2 protein-coding genes are annotated in these 2903 nt (G+C 54.1%); both read right to left on the bottom strand.

Annotated features, from left to right (window positions below):
* Window positions 1-993 (bottom strand): response regulator (locus tag ACWA6V_RS20160; protein ID WP_449524171.1); only part of this gene is annotated, 993 nt, incomplete at its 3' end.
* A partial coding sequence (locus ACWA6V_RS20165) for a response regulator (protein WP_449524172.1) occupies window positions 990-2903 on the bottom strand: 1914 nt, incomplete at its 5' end. The genes ACWA6V_RS20160 and ACWA6V_RS20165, both read right to left, overlap by 4 nt.

The raw sequence follows: 2903 nt of genomic DNA on the forward strand, positions 1-2903 counted from the left end.
GAGGATATGCACGAGGTTGCGGAAAAAGCTGTGCGAATGCAGCCGGGCGCCGACCGTGGCGGTATCAACACCCAGCACTTCTTCTTCCGTATAACCCATGATTTTTTCATAGGTTTTGTTGACCAAAATAATGTTCAAGTGCGCATCAGTAATCAGGATCGCCTCATTGCTACCCTCGAATACCTTGGCCCATAAACGCAACTCGGCCTCCTGCTGTTTGCGCTGGGTGATATCGCGGATCACCATCACCACTTCGTCCTGCTCACGCAGAATCACCCGCGCCTCCCAAGTGCGCTGCCTTTTCTGCGCTTGCGACCATTCAAACTCGACCAGCTGTTCACCTTTACCCGCAAACACCCGGCGGATTTGCGGAGCAAGGATCCGGTATACAGGCCCCGGCAAATGGCCTTCACCGGTGGTGGGATCATAGACGACCCACTCTTCCATCTCGTTCACGTAGGAGCCAACTTGCATATCAATGACATGGCCATCGCGGTCTATGCGCAGAATAATGTCGGGGATCCCCGCGAGCAGTGCGCGCATCTTGCCTTCACTGATACTGGCGTCGTTAAGTGCTTGCTTGGCCCGCAAAATAAATTGGATGCGATAAGGTAAAGTGCCCCAGCTAACCGGTTTAGTGATGAAGTCGGTCGCACCGGATTCATAGGCCTGATGGATGGAATTGATATCATCCAGCCCGGTTACCATCGCGATTGGCAGATCTCGCCCGCGCGGTTGGGCAAGAAATTCGCGGCACAAACTGTAGCCATCGCCGTCGGGTAAGAGCACATCGAGCAAGACAATATCGGGTTTACGCTCGGCAAAACACTCGCGAGCACTGGCACAGTCGGCCGCCTCCATTACTTGATAACCCGCCCGCTCCAAGGTAATACTGGTGGTCAGGCGCGCAGCTTCATCGTCCTCGACTACCAAGACCAACGCTCCTGCACCTGACTCAGGCAATGAAATGCCTGTCGATGTTAATTCTTTCACTCGTCTTGCTCCCCTCGCTCCAGTTCAACTAGCCCCTGTAGCGATAAACCGTAAAGTGTTTGGATGCTATGCAGCTGTTGCTCAGCCTGTTCCAGATCACCCTGACGCGCCTTGGACTCGCAGTCGCGGCAAGCTGCTGCCAACTCCACCAAACCGAGGTTGGCAGCACTGTTTTTAAAATTGTGCGCCGTTTTATAAAGCAGATCTGCATCGCGCTGAGCCACCGCCATTTCAAGTTGGGCGAGCAATGGGGGGCTGCTGCTGCGGAATAAACCAATAATGCGTGGCAACAACCCTTCGCGCAGTTCGCGCAGTTGGCGAATGACTTGCTGGTCAATTTCAATTGATGGAGCCTTTGCCGGAACAGCAAGTTGCGTGTTTGTCGGAGTAACTTCAGCAGGTGCAGCAACTGTTTCAGGCTGGGCCCTGCGCGTTGGTAACCAGCGCGCCAATAACTCGTGCAACTGCTCCTGTGCGAAGGGTTTGCTGAGGTAATCATCCATACCGAGCGCGAGGCAGTGTTCACGGTCGCCGCTAATGGCGTTGGCAGTGAGCGCAATAATCGGTATCGCAGCCAAGCCCAATTCGGCTTCGCGTTGACGGATACTGGCGGTTGCCTCAAAGCCATCCATAATCGGCATTTGACAGTCCATCAATACCAGGTCAAAACTTTCCAGTTGCAATAAATCGATCGCCTCACGGCCGTTATTGGCAATTTTCATGCTCACGCCCACGCGCTGCAGCATGGCACTGGCCACTTCCTGATTGACCGGATTGTCCTCCGCCAACAATACCCGCCCCGTTAGTTTCGCCAGTGTTGTGGTGCTGACAACCGGCTCAAAGCTGTGGAATTTTCGTGTTAAATCACCAGCGATGACCTGAGCGATCAGGTTGTGCAACTCCGATTGGCGCACCGGTTTCAGCAGCAGTGGCGCACGCTCTGCCACTTCAGGGCGCGCTGCCATGCCCGCCGAACTCAACACGATAATTGCCATGTTGTTAAAACGCGCATCAGCAGCAACGGCATCCAGTAATTGCCCGCCATCCATGTCCGGCATGCACCAATCGGTCAGCATCAATTCAAACGGAGTACCCGCCTGAGCCTGTTCCTGCAAGAGAGTCAACGCCTCGGGCGCAGAGGCTGCCAGCACCGGCGCCATACCCCAGGATTTCAGCCAGTATTCGAGAATCTCGCGGTTGGTAGGGTTGTCATCCACTATGAGGGTATGCAGTTGGCCAAAACCGGTAACAAGCTGGCAGTCGCGCGGGTCATTTACTTTTTGCATGGTGAGTTGAAAGTGGAAATAACTGCCCTTGCCTGCCTCACTCTGCAAACCTATTTCGCCGCCCATCATTTGGGTCAGGCGCTGTGAAATGGTCAGCCCCAAGCCGGTGCCGCCGTATTTGCGCGCCATAGAAGAATCGGCCTGGGTAAAGGATTGAAACAGGCGTGCTTGTTGCTCCGGGTTAATACCAATACCGGTGTCATGCACACCAAACTCCAGTTGCACCATGCCATCTCGTTCGGCAATCAGTTGGATATCGATTTCCACTTCACCGGCTTCGGTAAATTTGATCGCATTGCTCAGCAGATTAGTGAGGATTTGCCCCAAACGCGCTGAATCGCCCACCACTGACAGCGGCGGCAAGGGCGTTTTACACAGCAATTCCAGTTTTTTCCCCTGGGCGATTGGCGCGTAGCGCTCGGCTATATCTTCCACCAACAAATTAAGCTGGAAGGGGCGATATTCAAGCTCAAGCTTACCCGCTTCGATTTTGGAGAAGTCGAGAATGTCATTGATGATCAGCAGCAAATCTTCGCTGGAACGACGGGCGACGCGGGCGAAACGCTTTTGTTTGGCATCCAGCTCGGTGTCCATCAACAAGCCAGTCATGGCCATGATGCCATT

This window comes from Cellvibrio sp. (assembly GCF_053579595.1).